The organism is Jiangella endophytica (genome assembly GCF_003427025.1).
GTDB lineage: Bacteria > Actinomycetota > Actinomycetes > Jiangellales > Jiangellaceae > Jiangella > Jiangella endophytica.
On record NZ_QVAI01000016.1, the window covers coordinates 126,970 to 152,280 of the forward strand.

General features: G+C 71.2%; 17 protein-coding genes. 14 read left to right on the forward strand and 3 right to left on the reverse strand.

What is annotated here, in order from left to right:
• Nucleotides 1-213 precede the first annotated feature (213 nt).
• On the reverse strand, nt 214-2,172 hold the full coding sequence (locus DZA62_RS26875) for an amidohydrolase family protein (protein ID WP_116952025.1): 1,959 nt from the start codon (nt 2,170-2,172) through the stop codon (nt 214-216).
• Between the two features lie 150 nt (nt 2,173-2,322).
• On the opposite strand from DZA62_RS26875, the gene DZA62_RS26880 reads away from it, so the two are divergent.
• Together DZA62_RS26880 and ggt are read left to right on the forward strand one after the other, a co-directional pair.
• Nucleotides 2,323-3,354 (forward strand): dipeptidase, encoded by a 1,032-nt coding sequence (locus DZA62_RS26880; protein WP_116952026.1) that lies wholly within the window; start codon nt 2,323-2,325, stop codon nt 3,352-3,354.
• Nucleotides 3,347-4,978 (forward strand): gamma-glutamyltransferase, encoded by a 1,632-nt coding sequence (gene ggt / locus DZA62_RS26885; RefSeq protein WP_198664233.1) that lies wholly within the window; start codon nt 3,347-3,349, stop codon nt 4,976-4,978. The genes DZA62_RS26880 and ggt overlap by 8 nt, the downstream gene beginning before the upstream one ends.
• Before the next feature lie 646 nt (nt 4,979-5,624).
• On the opposite strand, the gene DZA62_RS26890 is transcribed toward ggt, so the two are convergent.
• Nucleotides 5,625-7,298: a DUF885 domain-containing protein gene (locus DZA62_RS26890; RefSeq protein ID WP_116952027.1), complete on the reverse strand. Its 1,674-nt coding sequence runs from the start codon at nt 7,296-7,298 to the stop codon at nt 5,625-5,627.
• Nucleotides 7,299-7,513: 215 nt separating this feature from the next.
• Here DZA62_RS26890 and DZA62_RS26895 point away from each other — a divergent pair, with 215 nt between their 5' ends.
• From DZA62_RS26895 to DZA62_RS26930, 8 genes are all read left to right on the forward strand, one after another.
• On the forward strand, nt 7,514-7,912 hold the full coding sequence (locus DZA62_RS26895) for a hotdog domain-containing protein (RefSeq protein ID WP_157987939.1): 399 nt from the start codon (nt 7,514-7,516) through the stop codon (nt 7,910-7,912).
• A gap of 1 nt (nt 7,913) precedes the next feature.
• Entirely contained in the window at nt 7,914-9,401 is a 1,488-nt protein-coding gene (locus DZA62_RS26900; RefSeq protein ID WP_232827612.1) for a class I adenylate-forming enzyme family protein, read from the forward strand.
• A complete protein-coding gene (locus DZA62_RS26905; RefSeq protein WP_198664234.1) occupies nt 9,388-10,293 on the forward strand; it encodes an ArgK/MeaB family GTPase in 906 nt (301 codons plus the stop codon). Before DZA62_RS26900 ends, DZA62_RS26905 begins: the two co-directional genes overlap by 14 nt.
• Nucleotides 10,290-11,969 carry an acyl-CoA mutase large subunit family protein gene (locus DZA62_RS26910; RefSeq protein ID WP_116952076.1) on the forward strand — a complete coding sequence of 560 codons (1,680 nt, stop codon included), beginning with the start codon at nt 10,290-10,292 and terminating at the stop codon, nt 11,967-11,969. Before DZA62_RS26905 ends, DZA62_RS26910 begins: the two co-directional genes overlap by 4 nt.
• 20 nt (nt 11,970-11,989) lie before the next feature.
• On the forward strand, nt 11,990-12,415 hold the full coding sequence (locus tag DZA62_RS26915) for a cobalamin B12-binding domain-containing protein (protein WP_116952031.1): 426 nt from the start codon (nt 11,990-11,992) through the stop codon (nt 12,413-12,415).
• Nucleotides 12,412-13,512, forward strand: coding sequence for a DmpA family aminopeptidase (locus DZA62_RS26920; protein WP_198664236.1), 1,101 nt, complete (start codon nt 12,412-12,414; stop codon nt 13,510-13,512). The genes DZA62_RS26915 and DZA62_RS26920 overlap by 4 nt, the downstream gene beginning before the upstream one ends.
• A 72-nt stretch (nt 13,513-13,584) precedes the next feature.
• A complete protein-coding gene (locus DZA62_RS26925; protein ID WP_116952032.1) occupies nt 13,585-15,363 on the forward strand; it encodes a thiamine pyrophosphate-binding protein in 1,779 nt (592 codons plus the stop codon).
• A 12-nt stretch (nt 15,364-15,375) separates the two neighbouring features.
• Complete coding sequence (locus DZA62_RS26930) at nt 15,376-16,848, forward strand: class I adenylate-forming enzyme family protein (protein ID WP_116952033.1); 1,473 nt, start codon at nt 15,376-15,378, stop codon at nt 16,846-16,848.
• A gap of 5 nt (nt 16,849-16,853) precedes the next feature.
• Here DZA62_RS26930 and DZA62_RS26935 read toward each other — a convergent pair whose 3' ends face one another.
• Entirely contained in the window at nt 16,854-17,813 is a 960-nt protein-coding gene (locus DZA62_RS26935; protein ID WP_198664237.1) for a GntR family transcriptional regulator, read from the reverse strand.
• A gap of 602 nt (nt 17,814-18,415) precedes the next feature.
• Here DZA62_RS26935 and DZA62_RS26940 point away from each other — a divergent pair.
• The 4 genes from DZA62_RS26940 (at nt 18,416) to DZA62_RS26955 (ending at nt 25,215) form a co-directional block, all read left to right on the forward strand.
• Nucleotides 18,416-20,083 carry an ABC transporter substrate-binding protein gene (locus tag DZA62_RS26940; RefSeq protein ID WP_116952035.1) on the forward strand — a complete coding sequence of 556 codons (1,668 nt, stop codon included), beginning with the start codon at nt 18,416-18,418 and terminating at the stop codon, nt 20,081-20,083.
• A 50-nt stretch (nt 20,084-20,133) separates the two neighbouring features.
• Nucleotides 20,134-21,801, forward strand: coding sequence for an ABC transporter substrate-binding protein (locus DZA62_RS26945; protein ID WP_116952036.1), 1,668 nt, complete (start codon nt 20,134-20,136; stop codon nt 21,799-21,801).
• Between the two features lie 115 nt (nt 21,802-21,916).
• A complete protein-coding gene (locus DZA62_RS26950; RefSeq protein WP_116952037.1) occupies nt 21,917-23,569 on the forward strand; it encodes an ABC transporter substrate-binding protein in 1,653 nt (550 codons plus the stop codon).
• The gene (locus DZA62_RS26955; protein ID WP_116952038.1) at nt 23,566-25,215 is read left to right on the forward strand and encodes an ABC transporter substrate-binding protein; all 1,650 of its coding nucleotides are present in this window, start codon (nt 23,566-23,568) and stop codon (nt 25,213-25,215) included. The genes DZA62_RS26950 and DZA62_RS26955 overlap by 4 nt, the downstream gene beginning before the upstream one ends.
• Nucleotides 25,216-25,311 lie beyond the last annotated feature (96 nt).

Here is a 25,311-nt window from a genome sequence, read left to right on the forward strand (position 1 = left end):
GACGTGGGCCGTCCACCTGCGGCCCAGGAACGGGCAGCTGTCAGGGGACGGGGGAGTGCGGGCACAGCCCTGCGTGGCGTCGGGCGTCGGCGTCAACAGCCGCAGTCGCGTTTCGGGCTGTTCGCGTGGTTCTGGCTGGTGAAGTCGGCTGGGTCGCCGTCGTGACTCGTGAGGCGCACCCGGCGCGCGTGACGACGCCCCCGGGGGCGTACGTCAGTCGCCCGCGCGGCGGTGGGCCAGCTGGGTCATGGGCGCCTGCACCGTGTGCTCGCCGGCGACGTCGCCGGCGATCCGGACGACGGCGTCGGTGGTGCGCTGCACCAGCTCGTCGCCGTCGCGCTCCAGCGTCCCCGGGACGGGTGGGAGGCCGTTGGCCAGGCCGGCCCGCAGCGACAGCACCGGCCACCGGCCCTGGTCCTCGTCCTGGTCCTGGGCGCGTCGGACCGCCGCCAGCAGGGCGCTCACCCCGAGGTCGGCGCCGGGCAGCAGCGGCCCGCCGATCTCGACGTCGAGCTCCGAGCCGTCCAGGACCGACCAGCGGACGGTGTAGCGATCGCCGTCGCGGCGCACCGACGCCACGTCGACTCCCTCCTCGCGATGCCGCTCGACGTCGGCCGAGACCAGGTACCCGGCCGTGTCGATGACGGCCGTGCGCGTCTCGACGCCGTGGCGGGTCGCGACCTGCTCGCGCCAGGTGGTCGTGCCGTTGTCCGAGCGGGAGGAGATTCTCGTGGCGGCCTCGAACTGCCCGAAGTTGCTCCGTTCGAAGTCGCCGACGAGCCGCTCACCGGGCTCGACCGGCCGGAGCCGCGCGCGGTCCGGCTCGGCGTGGACCAGCGCCTCGACCTCGTCGAGCAGGGCGTCCAGCTGCGGGCGTTCCAGCACCGTCCCGCCCACGACGACGGCGGCCGGGTCCTTCAGCGCGGTGACCGACGCGTGCGGGTCGCCGGTGACCGCCACCAGGTCCGCGACGAACCCGGCGTCGACGCGGCCGCGGTCGGTCAGGCCGAGATAGTCCGCCGCGCCCCGGGTGGCCAGGCGCACGAGCTCGGCGCTCGTGTACCCGGCGCCGGTCATCAGCTCCAGCTCCTCGACCAGCGAGGACCCGTGGAAGACGAACGCGTTGTGGGTGTCGGTGCCGACCAGGACCGGCGCGCCGGCGTCCCGGAGCGCGGCGAGGATGCGCCGGCTGCGCTCGTGGAAGAGGTCGGCGGTGCCCTGCAGTTCGTCGGGCGTCAGGGCCTGGACGCGGAAGTCGTTCTCGGACCGCCACGTCCGGGCGAGCACGGGATCGGTGAGACGCAGTCGCGGCTCGGTGAAGTCGCGGTGCCCGAGCAGGCGGTCGAGGACGATCAGCGTGGGGCAGGAGGTGATGTTCTCGGCGGCCATCCGCTGGGCCAGGGCCGCGATCTTGTCGTCGTCGATGTCCGACGCGGCCTGGGCGGCCTCGGGGGAGAACCGGTTCCGGCCGCGTCCGTAGCTGAACCCCTGTGCGAAGAACGCGTCGAGCCGCTCCTGGGCGGCCGGGCGCAGCGAGCCGTACTCGTAGTTGTTCAGGTGCTCGAACCCGGTCTGGCCGCGGTCGATCGCCTGGTGGACGGTGAGCGCCTGCGGGCAGTGCCCGACCAGTGCCATCCCGGTGTCGCGGCAGGCCTCGCCCAGGCCCTCGAGCGCCTCGCCGGACAGCCACTGATACGCCTTGACCTGCTGGTACCCGAGCTCGGCCCACCGGTTCACCGCGGCGTGCGCACTGGCGCGATCGGTGATCTGGGCCGAATCCGGCCACACGGTCGTGCCGGGCGCACCCCGGCCGTCGGCCATGGCGGTGCTGGTGACCAGGTAGGGCCCGAGTTCGGTGCCCTCGGCGACCCGCCGGCGCCAGGCCAGGTGCCACGGCTTGCCGCGCATGTTGCGCACGAGCGTGACGCCGTGCGCCAGGTAGCCGAGCATGTCGGCCCGGTCCTCGACGTGCACGTGGCAGTCGGCCAGCCCGGGCAGGATCGTGCGGTCCCGCCAGTCGACGACCCGCCCGGTGATCTGCTGCTCGGCGCGGGGCGCGACCCGGGTGATCCGGCCGTCGGCCACCGTGATCGCCTGGTCCCGCAGCACCCCGCGATCGGTCATCGAGAGCACGGTTCCCGCGAGGATCGTCATCGGCGTGGCGTCGTTCACCTGGTCCTCCAGACCTCGGCCGGCACTGGGAGGTCGCCACGCTAGCAGCAAGTTCGACCTATGGACATAGGTCTAACCCTTGCGCCGGGTGGTTGGTTGCCCCAACAATCGACCCATGATGATGCGACGTTGTTTGCCTGGATCTGACCGATGACGGCGCCGAACGACGAGGCCCTGGTCGTCGACCTGCACAACGACCTGATCCTGCTGGTCGACCACTTCGACCACCGCGGCCGGCCGGAGCACTTCGCCGATTTCTGGCTGCCCGAGTTGCGGGCGGGCGGCGTGAACGTCCAGGTCCTTCCCGTGTTCGTCGAGGAGCAGTTCCAGTCCGAGGGAGCGCTGCGGCGGACGCTGCTGCTCATCGAGCGGATCCATCGGCTGGCCTCGCAACACCCCGAGGTGGAGGTCTGCCTGTCCGGAGCGGAGGTCGCGGCGGCCGTGTCCGCCGGCCGGATCGCGTTCGTGATCGGGCTGGAGGGTGCGCACGCACTCGGCCAGGACCCGGAGCTGATCGGGACGATGTACCGCGTCGGCGCCCGGGTGGTGTCCCTCGCCCACCTCGGCCGGACACACCTCGCCGACGGCAGCGGGTTCGACGACAGCTCGCGCGGTGGCCTGACCCCGCAGGGGTTCGAGGTGCTCGCCGAGATGGAACGGCTGGGGATCGTCTTCGACATCAGCCACCTCGGCGTGGCCGGCGTCGACGACGTGCTGGCCCGGGCGACCCGCCCGCTGCTCGCGACCCACTCGGGCGCCCGGGCGATCACCGACATGCACCGCAACCTCAGCGACGACCAGATCAAGGGCATCGCCGGCCTCGGCGGCGTGATCGGGGTCGCGGCGGCGATCGCGCCGTTCATCGACCCGGCCCGGCCGACCGCCGCCCGCGTCGTCGACCACATCGAGCACATCGCGTCGGTCGCCTCGATCGACGCGGTGGGGCTGGGGCCGGACTTCATCGACGACTACTACGCGGAGGTCTACGGCGGGCGCATGGAGATCATGGGCGTGGACGCGGTCGAGTTCGTGGAGGCCGATGTCCGGCGGCCGTCGGACCTCCCGAAGCTCACCGCCGAGATGCTGGCCCGCGGCTTCTCCCAGGCCGACATCGCCAAGGTGCTGGGCGGTAACGCCATGCGCGTCCTCGACCAGGTGATGGGCGTCGGTGCGCGTGGCTGAGCGTCGCCGGGCGGTGATCGTCGCCGCGCAGCCGGAGGCCGTGGAGGCCGGCGCCGCGATCCTGGAGGCGGGCGGCAACGCGGTCGACGCGGCGATCGCCTGTGCCTTCGTGCAGACCGTGGTCGATCCGCTGATGTGCGGCATCGCCGGGTTCGGCAGCCTGGCCGCCTACCTCCCGCAGCGGGACTTCCACGGCTACTACGACTTCCACGCGGCGGCGCCGAGGGCGGCCCGGCCCGACATGTGGGAGTCGCTCGTCGAGGGCGAGGCGCGCGACGGCTTCGGCTTCATCGTGACCGGTCACGTCAACGAGATCGGCTACGAGTCGATCTGCGCGCCGGCGTCGCTGCGCGCGTTGCACACCGCCCACCAGGAGCACGGGACGCTGCCGTGGCGCGACGTCCTGGCACCCGCGATCGAGTACGCCCGCGACGGGTGGACGGTGCGCCCGGCCGTGCACGACTTCTGGTCCGACCCGGGCGCGTTCGGGCACGTGCCCAACAGCGACCGTGCGTCGTTCACCCCGGCCGCCGCCGCTCTGTACCTGCGCCCGGACGGGTCGGCGAAGCGGATGGGCGACGTCGTGGTGAACCGCGACTATGCCGACGTGCTGGCGGCGATCGCGCGATCGGGCCCCGAACCGTTCTACACCGGCGACCTGGCCCGGGCGATGGTCGACGACATCGCCGCCAACGGCGGTCACCTGACGCTGGAGGATCTGGCCGACGTCGCCGTCCGGCGCAACGAGCCCCTGTGGACGACCTACCGCGGCTGGTCGGTCGCCACGAACCGCCCGCCCGGCGGCGGCGTGCAGCTCGTCCAGATGCTCAACGTGCTCGAGAACTTCGACCTCGAGGCGCTGGGACACAACAGCGCGGAGTACGTGCGCGTCGTCAGCGAGGCCATGAAGAAGGCGACGGCCGACAAGGACCGCTACGTCGGCGACCCCGCCTTCGTCGACGTGCCGCTCGACCGGTTGACGTCGAAGGCCTACGCGCGGGGCGTCGCCGACCAGATCGCCGCCGGCGAGAAGATCGCCGTACCGCGGCACCAGGGCCTGGTGGAAGGCGCTGACACCACTCATCTCTCGGTGATCGACGCCGATGGGAACTGCGTCGCGATGACGCACTCACTCGGCCTGCCGTCGGGAGTGGTCACCCCCGGGCTGGGCTTCATGTACAACGGCTGCATGTCCAGCTTCGACCCCCGGCCCGGCCGGGCGGCGTCGATCAGCCCGGGCAAGGCCCGGTTCAGTTCGGTGTGCCCGTCGGTGGTGTTCGACGACGAGGGGCCGATGCTGGTGATCGGCGCTCCGGGCGGCACCCAGATCGCCATGGGCGTCCTCCAGGCGACGCTGAACGTCCTGGACTTCGCCATCCCGATCGCCGAGGCGGTCGCGCTGCCGCGGTTCTCCGCCACCAGCGACGTCATCGACGTCGTCAACCGCGTCCCTCGCGCCGTCCAGGCCGGCCTCGAGGCGGCCGGGTACGAGGTGGTCCGCAGCCCGCGCAGCTACGGGTTCGGTCTCGTCCACGGGCTGGCTCGCCAGGACGGGCGGTGGCGGGGAGGGGCCGATCCCGGCGGCGACGGCATGGCCCTGGAGGTGGCGGCGGGCGCGGTCTAGACGAGCGAGTCCGAATGGGCTCGGCCGAGGATCTGCGCTTCGGATGGCGTCAGTGGCGGCGGCCCGGTCCGGCGATCCGTGCAGGATCGCTGCCGCTGGGTGTCATCACCGCTGCCAGAGCGGCAGCGATCGACCCCGCTCGGTGCGCCGATCTCACACGGCCGCCCTCAGCTCAGCCCACCCGGTCCGAACACGATCACCTGCCCCGGCGCAGCACCGCGGTCGTGGCGCGTGCTGGCGATCGATCATCGTCAACGGTTGGCGACATCATGGTGTCGGCACCGGTTGATGATCATGGACCGAGGCCGGGTCACGTCGCCACCATGGCACCGACGTCGCCATCGAACGCGGCGACAGACCACTATCCGTGCGGCGAACCGGTCCGTCCCGTCATCAACTCCCGACATGCCGTCCTCACCATCATCCGGACTCACTCATACAGACGAGTGAGTCCGGACCCCGGTGGTCGGTGAGTGTGTGGTGCCGGGCTCACCGGCGCGGGCGCACCTCACTCGCTGCGGGGCCGCCTTGGGCGCCGGTCCGGTCCTGACGCGGGTGACGTGCTCCGCGCCCGGGTGGGGCGCCCGGTGCGGTGAGTGGAACAGCGCCACCGAACACGGTCACCGGCATCGGCGGCGGGCGCGGTCTACGCGGGCACCTGAGCGATCCAGCGTTCCACCTCGCCGGACAGCACGGTCATGGGCACTGATCCGTTGCCGAGGACGGCGTCGTGGAAGGCGCGGACGTCGAAGCGCGGGCCGAGGCGGTCGCGGGCGTCCCGCCTCAGTCGCTCGATCTCGAGCCGGCCGGTCATGTAGGCCAGCGCCTGTCCGGGCCAGGCGATGTAGCGGTCGACCTCGTTGGCGACGTTCTCCGGCGTGAGGGCGCTGTTGGCGAGCATGAAGTCGATCGCCTGCCGGCGGGTCCAGCCGTGGTGGTGGATGCCGGTGTCGACGACGAGGCGGCAGGCCCGCCAGGAGTCGAACGACAGCATCCCGAACCGGAACAGGTCGCTGGAGTACAGGTCCATCTCGTCGGCCAGGCGTTCGGCGTAGAGGCCCCATCCCTCGCCGAAGGCGGGGACGTACAGGTACCGGCGGAACGCCGGCAGGTGGGTGAGCTCCTGTGCGAGAGCGAACTGCAGGTGGTGGCCGGGCACGCCCTCGTGGAACGCCAGCGTCTCGTACTCGTACCGGGTCCGCGTGCGTGGCGCGTAGGTGTTGACGTTGTACCGGCCCGGACGGCTGCCGTCGCCCGACGGGGGCAGGTACTCGCCGAGCACGGCGGCCGGCGCCAGCACCTCGTTCATGGGCACCACCGCACACGACGCCGACGCGGTACGGCCGAACCAGTCCGGCAGCGCGGCGTCGGCCCGGGTCACCGCCGCCCGCGCGTCGGCCAGGATGTCCTCGCCGGAGGAGTAGCGCAGCTCGGGGTCGTGCCGCAGCCGGTCGACGATCGCGTCGAAGTCGCCGGTGCCGAAGACCCGTTGCCCCAGCCCGGCGTACTCGTCGCGCAACGCCTCGCACAGGTCCAGGCCGAGCCGGTGCAGCTCCTCCGGCGAGCGCGTCGTGGTCGTGTGCGCCGCGACGGCGCGGGCGTACATCTCGCCGCCGCCGGGCACGTGCAGCAGCCCGCTGCGCTCGTCCGGCCGGGCCGCCGCCAGGACCGGCCCCGAGAGCGTCTCCAGCAGCGCCGCCAGCGCCGGCCGGACCGACGCCGCCACCAGGCCACGGACCTCGTCCTCGACGGCGGTGCCGGCCACCATGCCGGCGATGAGGTCGTCCTCGGCGCGGCCGCGCAGGTAGGCGTCCAGCCGTTCGGCGGTCTGCTCGACGCCGCGGCGGGTGGGCACCCGGCCGGCGGCCACGCCGTCCAGCGCCCGCTCCCGGGCCTGGCCGAGGTAGCCGGGCACGCCGCGCAGCCGGCGCAGGTAGTTCTGCTGCTCGTCTTGAGCGGCGACCGAGACGTTGGTCAGCGCGGTGAACAGCAGTGCGCTGGGGGAGGCGTAGCCGGAGACGGCGAACTCCGCATGCCGGTCCTCGTACGGCACGGCCTCGGACCGCGCGACGTGGATCAGCACGTCCCGCGTCACCCGGTCGTGCTCGTCGAGCCCGTCCGCCGGGATCCGCTCGGCGCGTGCGGCCAGGTCCAGGAGGCGCTCGGCCGACGCGAGCTGGGCGGACTCGCCGAGATCGGGCACCTCGCCGTCGAGTCCGGGGATGCCGTGGATGAGCGTGGCCACGAACGGATCGGCCGCCGCCAGCGTGGCGAACAGGTGGTCGGACAGCTCGGCGAGGGGGCGGGACGCCGTCTCCATGAGGCTCCTTCATCAGGCGGCCGGGCCGCTCGTGGCCCACACCCTAACGCCTTGTTCTATCTAGCAACATGGGGTGATGACGCCAGCTCAAGGTGGCGGGGTCAGTAGTGGCGAACATCATGGTTGAAACAGGTCGACCATCTGACCTACTTGTTTAGGTCTAAATGCTCTACTCTGTCTGCGACAAGGACCCGCCACCTGTCACGGAGGTGTCTATGTTGGAGCCGAGATCTGTCGACGACCAAGCGCTGATCCGACTTCGCCTGTCGCCCGGCGACGCGCGCTATGCCGGCAACCTGGTCCCCGGGTCGAAGGCGATGGAGATCTTCGCCGACCTGGAGACCGAGCTCGCCCTCAAGGAAGGGGGCGACGAGGGACTCTGTGCCGCCTACGACTCGGTCGAGTTCCTCGCCCCGCTTCGGGTGGGCGACTACGTCGAGGGCATCGCGCGGGTCACCCGGCGCGGCAACCGCAGCCGCACCATCGAGGCCAGGATCTTCAAGGTCCTCGGGGTCGACGAGAACGGCGTGCTCGACACCACCGAGCCGGTGCTGGCGGCCACCGCGGTGGCGACGATCGTCGTGCGCACGCACTCCGACACGGGCGTTGCCTGACGTGATCGCCCACCCCGACACGGTCGTCGCGTGGATCGAGGCGGTCGCGCGTGCCCATGGAGGCCGCCCGGCGCTGATCCACGAGGCGGCCACCTGGAGCTACCGGGACCTGTGGTCTCGTGCGGAGGACGTCGCCCGGCGCCTGCTGGCCGATGGCCTGCGGCCCGGTGACGCGGTCGGTCTCCTCGGCGCGAACGAGCCGGCGTACATCGTGAACTACCTCGGGATCGCTCGAGCGGGCGGGACCGCGGTGCCGGTCAACGACCGCCTCGACGGCGCGACGGTCCGCAGCCTGCTCGCCGCGGTCGACGCCACGCGCGTGTTCGTCGGCAGGGTGGACCCCGGTGTCCGCGACGAACTGGCCGAGACGTTCCAGATCCTCGCCATGCACGGCGACGGCCCGGTGCAGCGCCGGGGCCGGCTGCCCGTCGCCGGCCCCGGCTCGCCGGCCGCGATCATGCTGACCAGCGGTTCGACCGGCCGTCCGAAGGGCGTCGTCCACGCCCAGGGCACCATGTTGCACGCGGCACTGCAACTGGCCTCGGCGTTCCCGTTCCGCCCCGACGACCGTTCCGTGGTCTTCCTCCCGCTCTACGCCTGCATCCCGGAGCAGGTGCTCCCGGTGCTGTGCACCGGCGGCGCGCTGGAGATCCTGCCGCGGTTCGACATCGAGCGCGTCGCCGACGCCTGCACGCGGGCGACGACGTTCGACGCGGTGCCGACGATCCTGAGCCGGCTCATCGAACACGCGCCGCTGGAGAAGCTCGCCCACCTGCGATGGGTGATGTTCGCGTCCGAGCACATGCCGGTGACGCTTCTGCACCGCTGGTGGGACGAGCTGCCCGGGGTGGAGACGCACCAGCTCTACGGGATGACGGAGGTGCTGCCGCTGTCGGCGGCGCCGCACCGCCTGCTGCGCCGGGAACCGTCCACCATCGGGCGGGCGTTCCCGACGACGCTGCTGAGCGTGGAGAGCGGCTCGTCCGGCGGGGCCGCGGACGGCGGCGAGCTGGTCGGCGCCAGCCCGGCCCGGATGGTGGGGTACTACAAGGACGAGGTCGCCACGAAGGCGGCGCTCGGCCCGGACGGAGCCATGCGGACGGGGGACCTCGGCCGGATCGACGAGCGTGGACTCGTCTTCCTGACCGGCCGGAGCAAGGACATCATCATCTCCGGCGGCATCAACATCGCGCCGGCCGAGATCGAGGCCGTCGCCTCCCGGCATCCGGCGGTCGAACGGGCCGTCGTCGTGGGCGTGCCCAGTGAGCGGTGGGGCGAGACCCCCGTCGTCGTCGCCGTGCCCCGCCCCGGCCAGCCACTGACGGCGGACGACCTGCTGAGCCATTGCCGCTCGCTGCTGACCAGCTACAAGCGACCCACCGGTGCGGGCCTGATCGACACGCTCCCGACCACCGGCATCGGCAAGACGGCCAAGGACACGGTGAGGAAGATGATCGTGGATGGGAAGATCAACGTTGTTCGAGTCTGACCAGATCGAGACGCTCGTGGCCAAGGGCCGGCAGGGCCACTGGGCGCCGCTCGCCCGGGCGGTGACCGTGGTCGAGAACAGCCCGCCCTGGGAGGTCTCGATCCCGCGGGCGCCCCGGCCCTGCCACATCGTGGGCATCACCGGACCGCCCGGCGCCGGCAAGAGCACCCTCACCGGCCGCCTGATCGAGTCCTTCGTCGACGACGGACAGCGGGTGGCGGTCCTCGCGATCGACCCGTCCAGCCCGCTCAGCGGCGGCGCGGTCCTCGGCGACCGGGTGCGGATGGAGACGTACCTGACCGGCCGGCCCGGCGTGTTCGTGCGGAGCCTGGCCAGCCGCGGATCGCACGGAGCGGTCGCCGGGTCCACCAGGAACATCGCCCGGCTCCTGGAGCTGTCCGGCCTGTTCGACATCGTGCTCATCGAGACCGTGGGCGCGGGGCAGACCGAGGTCGCCATCGTCGAGGTCGCCGACACCGTGCTGCTGGTCACCGTGCCCGGGCTGGGCGACGCGGTGCAGACGATCAAGGCGGGGCTCATGGAGGTCGCCGACGCCTTCATCGTCAACATGGCCGACCGGCCCGGCGCCGCGGAGACGGCACGGCACCTGCGCCTGGCCGCCGGACGCGTGGACGCCGTCTACAAGACGGTGGCGATCGAGGGCACCGGAGTGGACCAGGTGCGCGACGGCATGTACGCGCGGTGGCGGTTCCTGCTCGAGGAGGGGCAGCTGGAGGCGCGCCGCCTGGAGAAGTGGGGTTCGGACGCGGCGCTGGTGGCGGAGGCGTGGGTCGCCGACACCGCCGGAGCGATCGCCCTGGACCCGCACGCCACCATGCAGGACTCCGTGGACCAGATCTTGAAGGAGGCGTCACGCCGATGGAACCGATGAACGAGGACGACAAGCGCTGGGACGAGCGCGTCGAAGCCTGGAAGAGCGGCCGGGTCGCCGCCGACTACGAGCGGATCCCGCCGCGCCGCTCGGAGTACACCACCATGTCCGGTGCGCCGGTCAAGGACATCTACACCCATGCCGACGTCCGGCACCTGGACCCCGCCGAGGACATCGGGCTCCCCGGCGAGTACCCCTACACCCGTGGCGTGCACGCCACGATGTACCGGGGCCGGCCGTGGACGATCCGGCAGGTGGCCGGCTTCGGCCAGGCCGAGGACACGAACAACCGGTACAAGTACCTGCTCAAGACCGGCCAGACCGGTCTCTCGACGGACTTCGACCTGCCGACGCTACTGGGCTACGACTCCGATCACGAGGTCTACCGGCGTGAGGTCGGCCGCATCGGGGTCGCCGTCGACACCGTCGTCGACATGCACGCGCTGTTCGACGGCATCCCGCTCGACGAGATCTCCACGTCGATGACGATCAACCCGTCGGCCGCCGTGGTGCTGGCCATGTACCGCGTGGTGGCCGACGAGCGGGGGATCCCGGGCCAGGTGCTCACCGGGACCACCCAGAACGACATCCTCAAGGAGTACATCGCCCAGAACGAGTTCATCTTCCCGCCGCTCCCCTCGGTGCAGCTGGTGGTCGACACGATGGAGTACGGCGCCGACGTCATGCCGCGCTTCAACCCGCTCAACGTGTGCGGTTACCACATCCGCGACGCCGGCGCGACGGCGGTCGAGGAGGTCGGGCTGACGCTGAGCAACGCGCTGTGCTACCTCGAGCACGCGGTCGAGCGCGGCATCGACGTCGACCGGCTCGCGCCGCGCGTGTCGTTCTTCTGGGACGTGCACAACAACTTCTTCGAGGAGGCGGCGAAGCTCCGTGCCGCCCGCCGGTTGTGGGCGCGGCTCATGCGGGAGCGGCTGGGCGCCAAGGACCCCAGGTCCTGGCTGATGCGGGCGCACTGCCAGACCGCGGGCGTCTCGCTCACCGCGCAGCAGCCGTACAACAACGTGGCCCGGACCGCGATCCAGGCCATGGCCGCCATCCTGGGCGGCACCCAGTCGCTGCACACGAACTCCCTCGACGAGGCGCTGTCCATCCCGTCGGAGAGCGCGATCAAGATCGCGGTGCGGACGCAGGCGATCATCCTGCACGAGACGGGCGTGGCCGACATCGTCGATCCGCTGGCCGGGTCGTACTACGTGGAGTCGCTCACGTCCCAGATCGAGCAGGACGCGCTCGAACTGATCGAGCGCATCGACGCGATGGGCGGCATGATCGAGGCGGTCCAGTCCGGCTACGCGGTCCAGCTGATCTCCGACTCCGCCTGGGAGCAGCAGGTCAAGGTCGAGAGCAACGACACCATCACCGTCGGCGTGAACGACTACGTCGACGAGAACGAGACCCAGGACATCGAGATCGACCGCCCGCTGCCGGGCGTGATGGAACGCCAGATGGACCGGCTCGCCGAGGTGAAGCGGTCCCGCGAGGACCGGCAGGTGAGCGCGACGCTCCGGGCGATCGAGAAGGCCGCGCCGGACCTGCACCACAACCTGATGCCGCTGATCGAGGATGCCGTGCGCGCCCGGGCCACGGTCGGCGAGATCTGCGACGTGCTGCGCGGCGTGTGGGGCCACCACCAGCCGTCGACCGTGTTCTAGAGGAACGAGAGGACAACACCATGACATCCGCCTCCGCCAGTCTGCCGCCGCTCAAGGTGGTGATCGCCAAGCCCGGGCTCGACGGGCACGACCGCGGTGCCAAGGTCGTGGCGCGTGCGTTGCGCGACTCCGGGATGGAGGTCGTCTACACCGGCATCTATCAGAGTCCGGAGTCGATCCTGCGCGCGGTCGTCCAGGAGGACGCCGACGTGCTCGGGCTGTCCAGCCTATCCGGCGCTCACCTCGAGTACGCCCGGGATCTGTGCGCGCTGCTGAAGGAGAACGACCGCCAGGACGTCCTGTTCGTGGTCGGCGGCACCATCCCGCCCGAGGACGCCGAGACGCTCAAGGGTTACGGCGTCCACGAGGTGTTCGGGCCCGGCACGCCGACCGCCGAGCTCGTCGAGTACATCTCCAGCAACGCGCGACAGGCCCGGCTGGCGTGACGGTCCGGTCGCGCGATCTCGGGATCGTGATCGGTGGCCTCCCGACCGGCCGGCACAACGCGATCACCGACGTCCCGGGCGTGCGGGTGGGCCACCATGCGGTGCACACCGGCGACGGGCCGCTGGTGGTCGGGGAGGGCCCGGTGCGCACCGGGGTGACCGTCGTCGAGCCCCGGCCGCAGGTCTGGCGCTCGCCGGTCTTCGCCGGCTTCCACCGGCTCAACGGCAACGGCGAGATGACCGGGTTGCCCTGGATCCGGGAGAACGGGCAGCTCACCACGGCCATCGGCCTGACCAACACCCACTCGGTCGGGGTGGTCCGCGACGCGATCGTCGCCCGGCTGCACCGGGAACGGGGCGACGACGAGCTCTACTTCCACCTCCCGGTGGTGGCGGAGACGTACGACGGCATCCTGAGCGACATCAACGGCCAGCACGTCACGGCCGCCCACGTCGACGCGGCCTTCGACGCCCTGTCCGGCGGGCCCGTCGCCGAGGGCTCGGCCGGCAGCGGCACGGGCATGATCTGCCACGAGTTCAAGGGCGGCATCGGCACGTCGTCGCGGGTCGTCGGCGACACCTACACCGTCGGCGTCCTCGTGCAGGCCAACCACGGCCGGCGTGGGCGGCTGCGGGTGAACGGCGTACCGGTCGGCGAGCGGATCCCCACCGACGACGTGCCGTCGCCGTTCGACGCGGTGGTGCGGGCGGCCCGGGGCAGTGGATCGATCATCGTGCTCATCGCGACGGACGCGCCGCTGCTGCCGCATCAGTGCGAACGGCTGGCCCAGCGCGGCGCCCTGGCCATCGGGCGGACCGGCGGGTCCGGCGAGAACGGCAGCGGTGACCTGCTCCTGGCGTTCTCCACCGGCAACGAAGGTCTTCCCCGGGTCGGTCTGGTGGAGCCGGGACCGGACGAGGTCGACCTGCGGATGGTCAGCAACGCGGTGATCAACGGGCTGTTCGACGCCGTCATCGACGCCACCGAGGAGGCGATCCTCAACGCCATGGTGGCCGCGCCGACCGCTGTCGGACGCGACGGGATCACCGCGCACGCCCTGGACCACGACCGCCTCCGCGAGGCCTACGCCGGGTGAGGCACCCCGGCGTCCACCGAAGCGCACTCATCCCCGAGAGCCTCCGCCGACCGAGGCAGAGAGGGCGGGCCGATGCCAGCCACCGAACCGAACGCCGAGCCGAAGGCCGGATCTGACACAGGCACGCCGTCCACCGTGGCCGCGGCGATCGCCGAGTACCTGTGCGGCCAGGGGATCGAGCGGGTGTTCAGCCTGCCCGGCTCGCACATGAAGCCGATCTGGGCGGAACTGGCCGAACGAGGGGTCCGGATCGTGACGGCGCGGCACGAGGTCGCCGCCGTGCACATGGCCCAGGCGGAGGCCGACCTCCGGCACAGGCTCGCCGTCGCGATCGTGACGACCGGGCCCGGGCTCACCAACGCGGTCACCGGGATCGGGTGCGCCTTCCTCGCCGGCTCGCCGGTGCTCGTGATCTCGACCCGCCCGCCGGACGAGCAGGCGGGCATGGGCGCCCTGGAGGAGATCGACCAGGCGGCGATCGTCCGGCCGGTCTGCCGGGCGGTCGAGGTGGTCCGGTCCCGCCGGCACGTCGTCGACCGGCTCGACCGGGCCGTGAGCGCGGCGCTCGGCGACGACGGCCCCAGCGGCCCGGTGTACGTGGAGTTCGGCTCCGAGCTGCTGCGTCAGGCGGCCGCTCCGCTCTACACGACCTATCCGCGTCGCACGCGAGCGCGGCGACCACCCGACCCCGCCGCCGTCGGCCGTGCCGTCGACGCGATCGCGGCCAGCCGGCGGCCGCTGGTGCTCGCCGGTCGCGAAGCGCTCACCGTGCCCGGTCCGCTGGCCGAGTTCGTGCGCACGACCGGTGCCCTGTACCTCGACACGCGGGCGAGCCGGGGAGCCCTGTCGGAGGACATCCCCTCCTTCGTGCCGGCGGCACGCGCCCGGGTGATGGCCGAGGCCGACCTGGTGATCACGGTCGGCCGGCAACTGGACTTCGAGGCGGCGTACGGGTCGCCGGCGGTGTTCACCGCTGCCGAGCGGTTCCTGCGCATCGGCCGGAACTCCGAGGAGGTCCAGGCCAACCGTCGCGGCGACGTCGAGCTGCGCGCCGACCCGCGCTCCGCCCTGGACGCCCTGGTGACGGCCGGCGCGGAGCCGGTGGACCTGGATCGCGAGTGGCGCGAGGACGTCATGCGCGGCAACGCCGGCAAGCGGCGCCGGCTGGGCGAGACCATGCGAGCCCCGGCCGCGGTCGCGGACGACGGGCTCCATCCGCACGAGGTCATCCGCGCGCTGAACGAGCACATCGACGACGCCGCGATCGTGATCGTCGACGGCGGAGACATCCTGTCGTGGTCGCGATCGAGCCTGAACACGCCCACCTACCTGGACCTGGGGCCGTTCGGATGCCTCGGCGTGGGCGTCCCGTTCGCGGTCTCGGCCTCGCTCAACCACCCGGACCGCACGGTCGTCGCGCTCGTCGGGGACGGCGCCCTGGGCTTCAACGTCATGGAGCTGGAGACCGCGGTCCGCGAAGGAGCACGTGTCGTCGTCGTCGTGGCCGACAACAGCGCGTGGAACATCGAGCGCGCCGACCAGGTCCTGCACTACCAGGGGCAGGTCATGGGCACCGAGCTCGGGCCCTGCGCCTGGGACCGGCTCGCCGAGAGCCTCGGTGTCGCCGGATACCGCGCCGACAACGCGGACGAGCTGGACGCGGCGCTCGGGGCGGCCTTCGCGCACGCTCCCGCCCTGGTCGCCGTCCGGGTCTCCCGCGAGCCGATCTCCCCGGACACCAGGAGCGGCCTGGCCCTGGTGCCGGAATACCACGTGCTCACCGCCTGGGACGAGGCGGAGCAGGCGTGGCTGTCGGGTCCGCGGCATGGGGACGTCGAATCGCACCGGTGAGGTGGTCAGCACATGGTCAGAACCCTGTTGTCGCACATCGGCGCCGTGGTGCGGGCCCACCCGAACGATCCGGCGCTGATCGGCGACGGTGAGACCTGGTCGTACGGGCAGTTCTGGTCCCGCACCGAGGAGCTGGCCCGCGGGCTGCTCGGCCTCGGACTGCGACCGGGCGAGCCGGTCGGGATCATCGGATGGAACGAGCCGGCGTACATCGCCGCCTACCTGGGCATCATGCGGGCCGGGCTCGTCGCGGTTCCCGTCAACACGATGCTCGACCTCGCGTCGATCCGCGACCAGCTCGACCTCGTCGGCGTACGGACCATCGTCGTCGGCCGGGTGCCCGCCGAGATCCGGGAGGGGCTCCAGGACTCCCATCGGCTCCTGGAGCTGTCCGCGCCGCCACGCGGGCCGTCGGGTCCGGCGCTGCCCCGGATCGCGCCGGACGCCACCTGCAAGATCATGCTCACCAGCGGCTCGACCGGACGACCGAAAGGCGTCGAGCACACGCACGGCTCCATCTTCCACACGGCGCTGCAGATGGCGACGGCGCTGCCGTTCGACCGCAGCGACCGCGGCCTGGTGTTCCTGCCCCTCTACACCTGCATCCCCGAGCACGTCCTGCCGACCCTGTGCGCCGGCGGATCCCTGGAGGTCCTGCCCGGCTTCGACGTCGACCGGGTCGCCGACGCCTGCACCAGGGCGACGACGTTCGACGCCATACCGACGATCCTCAGCCGGCTCCTCGAGCACGCGCCGCCGCGGAAGCTCGCCGGGCTCCGGTGGATCCTCTTCGCCTCCGAGCCGATGCCGGCCCACCTGCTCCGGAGGTGGTGGGACACGTTTCCCGGGGTGGAGACGCACCAGTTCTACGGGCTGACGGAACTGGTGCCCGTCACCGTCGCGTCGCACGCCATGCTGCGCGCCGAGCCCACGACCGTCGGGCGGGCCTTCCCGACGACCGAGCTGACGCTCGACCCGTTGGAGGGCCACGAGGACGGCGGGGAGATCCTGGCCGCCGCCCCCAGCCGCATGCGCGGGTACTTCGGCGACGCCGAGGCGACGAACGGCGCGCTGACGGCGACCGGCGCGTTGCGCACCGGGGACATCGGCCGGGTCGACGACCGTGGACTGGTCTTCCTGACCGGACGGCTCAAGGACATCATCATCTCCGGCGGCTTCAACGTCGCTCCGGCCGAGATCGAGGCGGCGGCGTTCGGCCACGGGGGCGTCCAGGAGGCCATCGTCGTGGGGGTGCCGAGCGCTCGGTGGGGCGAGACCCCGGTGGTCGTGGCCGTGCCGAAACCGGGCAGCGGCCTCACCGCGGAGGGCCTGCTCCGGCACTGTCGTGAGGCGCTGCCGGGCTTCAAACGGCCGTCGGCGGCCGCGCTGGTGCCGAGCCTGCCGGTCACCGGGATCGGCAAGGGCGACAAGGCCGCGGTGCGGCGGCTGATCGCGGACGGGGTGATCGACCTGGTCGGTGCCTGACGACCTCAGCCCGCGTGGGCGGGCGCGGGCGCCTGACCGAGCGACGGGGCCGCGCCGCGCTTGAGCTCCTGCATGTCGCGGACGACGTCGCTGACCATGCGGATGGACGCGGCGTCGAGGACGTTGCCGAACTCCATGACGTGCACCCGGCCCTCGAGCTGTTCCCTCAGCTCGCCCATGCCGTCGGGGATCACGACGAGATCGACGCCCTCGAGGTTCTTGTCCTCGATGCCGTCGAGCACCTCGATGTTCTTGATGCCCGAGTCGCGCAGCGAGTCGCGGACGGTGATGGCCTGCTCGTCGGTGCGGTACCAGATGCCGACCGTCCCGTTCCGCGCCACGGAGGCGATCTGGACGAGCGTCTGGACGTGCGGCGCGACGACGATGGCGACGATCTCGGTGTTGGGGCGGCGCATGAGCGCGCGCACCTCGGCGAGGTGGAAGAACGTGGTGAGGACGAGGTCGGCGCGCTCCTCCTCGGGCTCGAAGGTGCCCAGGACCAGCGGCCGCACCTTGACGCCGATGTTGGCCTCGAGCTCGTTCGCGAAGTACTTGGCGCGGTCGGCGTTGCACTCGACGAAGGAGACCTTCAGGAGGTCGTCCTCGGCGCGCAGCGCCAGGCTCATGACCAGCGACTGGATCTCGGCCGCCGACAGGCCGAGCTCGATGCATTCACGGGTGGCCGCCTCGAGCAGCTGCCGGGCCTGATCGCGGGCCAGCGAGCCCTCGCGCTCGGGGCCGGGCCCCACGACGATCGTCCCACTGCGTCCGCGCCCCTCGACCAGGCCGATATCGCCGAGTTCGGCATAGGCCCGAGCGACGGTGTTGCGGTTGATGTGCAGGTTGTCGGCGAGCAGGCGGGCGCTGGGGAGGGCCTGGCCGGGTGCGAGGTCGCCAGTCTCGATCATGAACGACAACTGCGTGACGATCTGCCGGTAGATAGGCACATCGGAGTGCAGACTCACCTGAATCTTCTCGACCACTGCTCGCTCTCCCTCTGCGGAAGGACGTATCCGCCCAGCACAAGTACACCACTGCCTGCGGCGTCGAGTCGACCTAACCGTCCGAGCTTAATGGCATGGGCGTGAGTCGTCACCCCGTCCTGGCCACGGATCGGGGCCGGACGGCTGGACGTGGGCGTCCACCGGACGCCGTCGCTGGTGACGGCGGCGGGCCGGGCGCTCACCCCAGCATCACGGCACCGGGCACCGCGCCGGAGCCTGTGACATTTCAGCCTAAGGCAATAGATCTGAATCGGCCCGAGCGATCAACTCCCTGTGTCGCACACGTTACCGGTGAGGTGCCGTGATGCGTCGAGCTCGCTGCTGGCAGCGCCAGCTGTGTCGGCCGGAAGTCAGGCGGGTTGCCTGGATATCGACTACCTGTCTCGGGCTTCCGTTAGACCACTCAACTAGGTCTTGACAGTCATAAGCAATCAGACAATGCTGTGCTCCACGTTACGACATGGGCCAGCTAGACACAGGCTGGAGCGAACGAGAACCAGGCTCTTCGCGGAGTCCCGTGAAGGGACTCGGATTCTCTGCCACGACAACCGAATGGTGTTGAGATGTCCGAGACGAACCGTGTTCCGAAGCGCGGACGGCGCCGCGTGCAGATCATGTCGTGCGCCATCGGCGTCACGCTGCTCGCGGCGTGCGCCGGTGGCGGCGGCGGTGGCGGCGCCGGCGACCAGGATCCGGCCAGCGGCGGTGCCGGGCCGGCCACGACAGCCAGGACGGTGGACCCGGGCCAACCGGTGTCGGACCAGCAGATCCCGCACCTCAACGTGGGCCTGGCCGGCAAGGTGACGCTCGTCGACCCGGCGGAGAACATGGAGTCGGGTCTGTTCGTCAACCAGCTCGGCCTGGAGCCGCTGCTGCGGATCGACCCGGAGGGTCAGCTGCAGCCCTGGCTGGCGACCGAGTGGGAGCAGGTCAGCGACACCGTCTACGAGTACACGCTGCGCGAGGGCGTGACGTTCTGGGACGGCACCGAGCTGACCGCCGAGGACGTCAAGTACTCCTGGGACCACGTACGGGCGCCGGAGAGCCGGCGGGCCAACTACTTCACCACGGTCGACACCATCGAGGTCGTGGACCCGTACACGGTGCGGGTCACACTGACCCAGCCGGACGCGTCGTGGCAGTACGTGCCGGCGATGTGGTACTCGGTGATCTTCCAGAAGACGTTCGCCGAAGAGGCCGGCGACGCCTTCGGCCAGCCCGGCACCCTGCTGGTGGCGACCGGTCCGTGGAAGTTCGACAGCGTCAACCCGGCGACCGGGATGGAGCTGTCGGCCCACGAGGACTACTGGGGTGGCAAGCCCCCGGTCGACCGGATCTCGATCAAGGCCTTCGCCGACGACAACAGCATGGCGCTGGCGCTGCGTTCCGGGGCGATCGACATCACCCCGACGGTGGCCGGCCCCACCGGCTTCGACGCCGCCGCCGGCGGCAACTCCGTCACGACGGTGCCGACCTGTGCCAACACGCTGCTCAGCATTCCCACGCAGAGTGAGCCGTGGAACGACGTGCACGTGCGCCGCGCGGTCGCGTACGCGATCAACCAGGAGGACATCATCGCGGCGGCCCAGGGCGCCGCGGCCGGACCGGCCGAGCACGTGATCTCGGAGCGGCTGCTGCAGACGCTCGGTTCCGGTGAGGAGATCGACGCGGCGCTCGAGGGCGTGGCGACCTACTCGTTCGACGTGGAGGCCGCCAAGGCCGAGATGGCGCAGTCGTCGGTCCCGGACGGGTTCAGCTACGACCTCACGGTGGTCGCGGCGTCGGCCGCCATCGCCGAGGTGATCGCCGCTCAGCTGAGCGAGATCGGCATCGACATCACCGTCGCGGTGCTCCAGGACACCGCGTACTACGCCGCCCTCGGCGAGGACGAGAAGCCGTTCACGTTCTTCGCGACCGGTCCCTGCTCGCCCGACCCGAGCTGGGCCGCCCTGTTCGTGGACACCGACGAGGCCGGGCAGCCGGTCGGACTGAACTTCGCCGAGTACGCGCCGCCGGAGGTGACGCAGCTGCTCGCCGACGGGCTGCTGGAGCAGGACCCGCAGGAGCGGCTGGGCATCTACGCGGAGGTGCTCCGGCACCTGGGCGAGGACGTTCCCTACGTGCCGCTCTACGCCGAGGGCAACACCTACGGCTCGACCGATTACGACCTGGTCGAGTTCAGCAGCTTCTGGTCCAACCTGCCCTGGGTGCTGAACCTCGTCCCCAAGTAGTGGTCCGTTGCCGGTCGAACACCCGTGGTCGTGAGACGAGGAGTGAGCGCATGTCCGAAACGACGAGAACCAGGCACGGACGCGGGGCGCGGATCGTGTCCTGTCTGCTCACCACCGCGCTGCTCGCGGCCTGCGCCGGGAACGGCCCCGCGGGTGAGGACGGCGCCGGCGACGGGGCGGCCGGGGGCGGCGAGCGGCCGGCGGACACCGCGCGGACGGTGGACCCCGGTCAGCCGGTCTCGGACGAGCACATCGATCAGCTCACGGTCGGCATCCCCGGCAAGGTGACGCTCGTCGACCCGGCCGACAACATGGAAGCGGGTCTCAACGTCAACCAGCTCGGCCTGGAGCCGCTGCTGCGGATCGACCCGGAGGGTCAGCTGCAGCCCTGGCTGGCGACCGAGTGGGAGCAGGTCAGCGACACCGTCTACGAGTACACGCTGCGCGACGGTGTGACGTTCTGGGACGGCACCGAGCTGACCGCCGAGGACGTCAAGTACTCCTGGGATCATCTGCGGGCGCCGGAGAGCCGGCGAGCGACGTACTTCGCGGCAGTCGACACCATCGAGGCCGTCGACGCCGGCACGGTGCGGGTGACCCTGAAGCAGCCGGACGCGTCGTGGCAGTACACGCCGGCCATGTGGTACTCGGTGATCTTCCAGAAGACGTTCGCCGAACAGGCCGGGGACGCCTTCGGCCAGCCCGGCACCCTGCTCGTGGCGACCGGTCCGTGGAAGTTCGACAGCGTCAACCCGGCCAGCGGGATGGAGCTGTCGGCCTACGAGGGCTACTGGGGCGGCGAGCCGCCGATCGACCGGATCTCGGTGAAGTCGTTCGCCGACGACAACAGCATGGCGTTGGCGCTGCGCGCCGGTGAGATCGACATCGCACCCGTCGTCAGCGGGCCGACCGGCTTCGACGCCGCCGCCGGCGGCAACACGGTCACGACGGTGCAGACGTGCGGCACCGCTCGGATGAGCCTGCCGACACGGCGCGCGCCGTGGGACGACGTGCACGTGCGCCGGGCGGTCGCACACGCGATCAACCGGGACGACATCGTCGCCGCCGCCCAGGGGGCCGCGGCCGGACCCGCGGTGTACGCGATCGCTCCGCAGCTGCTCCAGACGCTCGGCACCGAGGCGGAGGTCCAGGCCGCGCTGGAGGAGGTCGAGACGTACCCTTACGACCTGGAGGCCGCCGAGGCCGAGCTGGCGCAGTCGTCGGTCCCGGACGGGTTCAGCTTCGACCTCACCGTTCCCCCTGCCTCCGCCGCCATCGCCGAGGTGATCGCCGCTCAGCTGGGCGAGATCGGGATCGACATCGCCGTCGAGGTCCTCCCGGACACGGCCTGGTACGCCTCGCTCCGCGAGGACGATCGCCCGTTCACGTTCTCCGCGACCGGGGCGTGCACGCCGGACCCGGACTGGGACTCGCTCTTCTTCGACACCGACGCGTCCGGTGAGCCGATCGGGCTGAACATGGCCCAGTACTCCTCACCGGAGGTCACCGCCCTCTGGGCCGAGGGCCTGCTGGAGCAGGACCCGGCGCAGCGGCTGCGGATCTACACGGACCTGCAGAAGCAGGTCGCCGAGGACGTCCCCTACATCTCCCTGTTCGCCGAGGGGACGACGTACGCCTCCACCACGTACGACCTCGTCGAATACAACAGCTATTTCTGGATGAACCTGCCCTGGGCGCTGAACCTGGTGCCGAAATGACGGCGCCGTCCGGATCTCCGGACGCGCGGTCCGTCCCCGAAGCAGACGACGTCTCTGCTGGATCCGAACCCGTTGCTGTTCACGCGTGGCGTGATCTCAGACGAGGAGTGAGCACATGTCCGGATCGACCAGGAACAGGGGATGGCGGCGGGCGCGGGTCGCGTCCTGTCTGCTCGGCGCAGCCGTACTGGCGGCGTGTGCCGGCAACGGACCGGCCGACGACGACCCGGCCAGCGGCGACGGCGAGCACCCCGGCGCCACGGCCAGGGACGTCGATGCAGGGAAGCCGGTGTCCGACGAGCCCATCCCGCACCTCACCGTCGGCATCTCGGGCCAGGTGCCGCTGGTCGATCCGGCGCAGAACGTCATGTCGGGTCTGTACGTCAACATGAACGCGCTGGAGCCGCTGCTGCAGGTCGACGCGGACGGGAAACTCGAGCCGTGGCTCGCGGCCGACTGGGAGAAGGTCAGCGACACGGTCTACGAGTACACGCTGCGCGAGGGCGTCAAGTTCTGGGACGGCACCGAGCTGACGTCGGACGACGTGAAGTACTCCTGGGACCAGATGGCGCCGGCGGCCGACGGGACGAGCACGATGTTCGCGGCCGTCGCGAGCATCGAGGCGCCGGACAAGTACACGGTCCGGGTGACGCTGCACCAGCCGGACGCGTCGTGGCAGTACGTGCCCGCGATGTACTACGGCGTCATCTACCAGAAGGCGCACGCCGAGCAGACCGGCGAGGAGTTCGGGCGCCCGGCCACGCTGGCGGTGGGGACCGGCCCGTGGAAGTTCGACAGCCTCAATCCCACCAGCGGGATGGAGCTGTCGGCGCACGAGGACTACTGGGGCGGGAAGCCGCCGATCGACCGGGTCTCGGTCAAGTTCTTCACCGACGACAACAGCATGGCTCTGGCGATGCGGGCCGGTGAGATCGACATCGCGCCGGGCATCGGCCAGCCCGAGGGCTTCGCCGCCGCCGCCGGCACGGCGAGCACCTACACGACGGCCACCTGCGCGACGTCGCTGGTGAGCATGCCGACGCGGACCGCGCCGTGGGACGACATCCACGTCCGCCGGGCGGTGGCGCACGCGATCAACCGCGACGACATCATCGCCTCGACCCAGGGACGGGCGGGGGCGCCGCTGCACACGCTGATCTCACCGCAGCTCTTCGAGTCGCTCGGATCCTCCGACGAGGTCGAGGCGGCGCTGGAGGAGGTCGAGACCTATCCGTTCGACCTGGAGGCGGCCAAGGCCGAGCTGGCGCAGTCGTCGGTCCCGGACGGGTTCAGCTACGACCTCACCATTCCCGGCGGCTCCTCCGCCACCGCCCAGGTGGTCTCGGCCCAACTGGCCGAGATCGGCATCGACGCCCCGGTCAAGGTCATCCCGGACACCGCGTGGTACGGGATGATCGCCGAGCGCGACCCGATGTTCACCTTCACCGAGACCGGCGCCTGCACACCGGACCCGGACTGGGACTCGATCTTCCTGCGCACCGACGACGCGGGTGAGCCGATCGGGCTGAACCTGGCCCAGTACACGCCGCCCGAGGTCAAGGAGCTGCTCACCGAGGGGTTGCTGGAACAGGACCCGGCCGAGCGGTTGCGGATCTACACGGAGCTGTCGAAGCAGGTCGCCGAGGACGTTCCCTACGTGCCCGTGTACGCCGAGGGCAACACCTACGCGTCGGCCGACTACGACATCGTCGAGTACGACAGCTTCTGGATGAGCTTCCCCTGGCTGCTGAACGTGGTGCCGCGATGACGGTCGCCCGGCGCCGGTCCCTCGCCTTGACGACGGTCGCTCTGCTGGGCGCGGCCGCGGTCGCGGCCTGCTCCGGTGGCGGGGCCGGTGGCTCCGCGGGCAGCGGAGCCACGCATCAGGTGCCGCAGGTGGCCGGGCCGGGCGAGTCCGTCACGGATACCGAGATCCCGCAGCTCGACGTCGGCCTCTCCGGCGCCGTGAACACCCTGGACCCGACGCTGCGCAGCGACAGCGGCATCTACGTCCAGCCGCTGGGCATGGAGGCGCTGCTGCGGATCGGCCCGGACGGCGAGCTGCAGCCGTGGCTGGCGAGCGAGTGGGAGCAGGTCAGCGACACGGTCTACGAGTACACCCTGCGCGAGGGGGTGACGTTCTGGGACGGCACGGAGCTGACGTCCGAGGACGTGAAGTACTCCTGGGAGTACCTGGCGGCGCCGGAGAGCCGGCGGGCCAACTTCTACTCGTCGGTCCAGAGCATCGACGCGCCGGACGAGCGCACGGTCCGCGTGACCCTGAAACAGCCCGACGCGTCGTGGCAGTACACGCCCGCGATGTTCTACGCGATCGTCTTCCAGAAGGAGCACGCGGAGCAGAACGCCGCCACGTTCGGGCAGCCCGGCACCCTCGCCATCGGCACCGGGCCGTGGAAGTTCGACAGCCTCAACCCCACCAGCGGGATGGAGCTGTCGGCGTACGAGGACTACTGGGGCGGGGAACCGCCCGTCGAGCGGGTCTCCGTGACGTTCTTCGCCGACGACAACAGCATGGCGCTCGCCCTGCGTGCCGGTGAGATCGACATCGCGCCGCTGGTGAACGGCCCGGAAGGGTTCGACGCGGCCGCGGGCGGGGGCACGGTGACGACGGTGCCGACGTGTGGCACGGCGCTGCTGAGCCTGCCGACCCAGACCGCGCCGTGGGACGACGTGCACGTGCGCCGGGCGGTCGCGTACGCGATCAACCGCGAGGACGTCGTGGCCGCGACGCAGGGGCGGGCGAGCGGGCCGCTGGACCTGTTGATCTCCCCGATCCTGATGCGCCCACTCGGCTCCGACGACGAGGTCCAGGCGGCGCTGGACGAGGTGGAGAGGTATCCGTACGACCCGGAGGCCGCCGCGGCGGAGCTGGCCCGGTCCGGGTCGCCCGACGGTTTCAGCGCCACGATTCCCGCCTACCCGGGCGCCGAGGCCGCGACCCAGGTGATCGCCGCGCAACTGGCCGAGCTCGGTATCGATCTGCGGATCGACCCTGTCGGCGACACCGAGTGGTTCGGCGCCGTCTCCGGGCCGCCGGACCAGCGGCCGCTGACGTTCTCCGAGACGGGCGCCTGTTCCCCCGATCCGAGCTGGAACGACATCTGGCTGGGCTCGGCGAACCTGGCCCAGGGCTCGACGAACGTGGCGAACTGGGCGCCCGCTGACGTGGACCAGCTGCTCGCCGCCGGGCTGGCCACCCAGGACCCGGCCGAGCGGCTGGGGATCTACACGAACCTGCTGCATCGGCTCTCCGAGGACGTTCCCTACGTGCCGCTGTACGCCGAGGGCACGACGTACGCCTCGACGACGTACGACATCGCCGGTTACGGGAGCTTCTGGTACAGCACGCCGTGGGTGTTGAACGTCGTCCCCCGAACGGACGGGGCGTCATGAGCGGCCCGTGACCGGCTCCCGGCCGACCCGGAGATTCCCGACGCGTGACACGACTCGAGAGGTGATCATGATCAAGCCCGTACGGTCCGGCGCGGT